Here is a 1,775-nt window from a genome sequence, read left to right as displayed (position 1 = left end):
TTTTGGTCCAGGCCATCGTGTTCTCCATCGAATCTCGCAAATCCGAAGGAATCATAACCTGTTGAAATCACCCACCTCTTTTTGAGGCAGCCTCTGAGCTTAGAACTGCACGTGCCAGTTTCCCGGCATGCAGCTCAAGCCTCTGCTAAGCCCTCAGCGACGAGAGCCACCGGTTCCGGTGATAATAAAAGGGAGTGGGATCGTGGATCGAGCTTATCCGCTCGTGGCGAGGGTTGGTGTCGCCGTAGGGCGAAGTAACCATCCCACGCCGGATCGAATGGATTGGCGTCAGCCCGTACCCTCGCCGTTTGAGTGACGATAATCCTCCGATGCATTTCCCGGGTGTGTCCCAGATGGTCCGGTCCACCCCGGGTGTTCTCTTTCCTCTATTTTCCGTTACTCGCTTCACGGCCAATGCCTTGCCGCTGAACGAGTGGGTCAGCAGCCGTTGTAAGGCTTTTACCTTGCCCCAGCGGCGTTCCCGAACTGCTTTCGCGATACGCACTTGCAGCCGCCGCACGGATTGTCGAACCTTGCTCCAGTCAATCTGGTTCCAGTCCGCCGTTCCGCGGGAGGCTGCACCAGTCATTTTCATGACCGCCATTTGCTTTTCCTCCTGTAAGGGTTCTGCCTGTTCTCTCGCGATGAGAGACCAGTCGGAAGTCTGCTCCCTTTCGGGCGGGGTGATGTTGGTTGCCCATAACCCCTATCCGCGCCATTGCAGCACGGCCTTCGCTTTCTCCAACATCCTTTACCCGCACCTCCGACAGCGTTCCTTGCGGTCGGCCTGCCCGTTGCCGGGCGGGGATACGGGCTTACCGTGTTTCACTTGAATAACAGGAGCGGGTTAGACCCTGCCTTTTCGCCGGCGGTCATGTTGTCCGTGTGCTTCCAAACTAGCGGGAAGCATCCGACCGTGCACCTTTTGGTTCAAGCCTGTCAGCATCTTTGGCTTGTTCTCGATGACGACGAGTACAGCAGTTCACTTGAGTTGGTCATACCGCCCAGCCTAGCGCCCGATCCGCGTCGATGCTCGCAGATGATGCCTCCACCTCACGGCTTCCGCACGGCCCGAGGGCCCGGCTACATTGTCCCGGCAGCTTCACACCGGATTGTTGCCAATCCCGCATGTGCCGGTAGGCTACAGACGACGGAACGTCAGGTTCTCTGCGTGGTTTTTCTCCTTTCCCTTTCGAACAATTATTCAAGCGACTTCACGTCGCACCGAGCTCTTCGAGCTGTAATTCAGACGCGCCGTGCGCTCGGACCTCTGACCGCGCAGTTCGCGCCGGAGCTTTTCGATCGCCAGTTCCAGACTGACGATCAGCGCCTCGCTGTCCGACAGCATGGCCTGTGCATTGGCAGCTTGGGCCACCGCGATGTCCCGCTCGGCGGCAACGACATCGCGTTCGGCCTGAAGGATCGCACGCTCGGAAAGCAGCGCCCGATAGGCGCTTGTAAGGTCCGCAGGAAGATCGGAGGGCTTCGATACCATGAGCCATCTGATCAGATTCACTCAACATTTTCAATATAATAATGCTATCCGACCTTCGTCGGACGAGAGGTTTCCTGCGGATGGCGCCAATCAATTCCGGACAACAAATAAGAAAGCTGCGCAGGCGATATCGCTATCGCGCCGCCTTCCGCAGACGGCCAGACGAACCGCCCGCGGTCTAACTTTTTGGCATAAAGCGATAGTCCGACACCGTCATGCCATAGGGCCTTGATCAATCGACCATTTCTCCCGCGGAAAACAAAAACGTCGCCCTGGAACG

General features: G+C 57.5%; 2 protein-coding genes and 1 pseudogene. All 3 read right to left on the bottom strand.

Going from position 1 to position 1,775, the window contains the following annotated elements; all coding sequences use genetic code 11:
- Window positions 1–145: 145 nt before the first annotated feature.
- Window positions 146–604 (bottom strand): reverse transcriptase N-terminal domain-containing protein, encoded by a 459-nt coding sequence (locus tag GA0061101_RS38460; protein WP_051043303.1) that lies wholly within the window; start codon window positions 602–604, stop codon window positions 146–148.
- Between the two features lie 642 nt (window positions 605–1,246).
- Window positions 1,247–1,495: pseudogene (locus GA0061101_RS38445) on the bottom strand (IS66 family transposase); the annotation flags it as partial.
- A 44-nt stretch (window positions 1,496–1,539) separates the two neighbouring features.
- On the bottom strand, window positions 1,540–1,775 hold a 236-nt coding region (gene tnpB, locus GA0061101_RS38440; protein WP_028755409.1), incomplete at its 5' end, for an IS66 family insertion sequence element accessory protein TnpB.

The sequence above is a fragment of the Martinezella lusitana genome (assembly GCF_900094565.1).
In the GTDB taxonomy this organism is placed as follows: Bacteria; Pseudomonadota; Alphaproteobacteria; order Rhizobiales; family Rhizobiaceae; genus Rhizobium; species Rhizobium lusitanum.
Note: the sequence above shows the minus strand (reverse complement) of the source record. Positions and strands in the feature narration are given on the sequence as shown.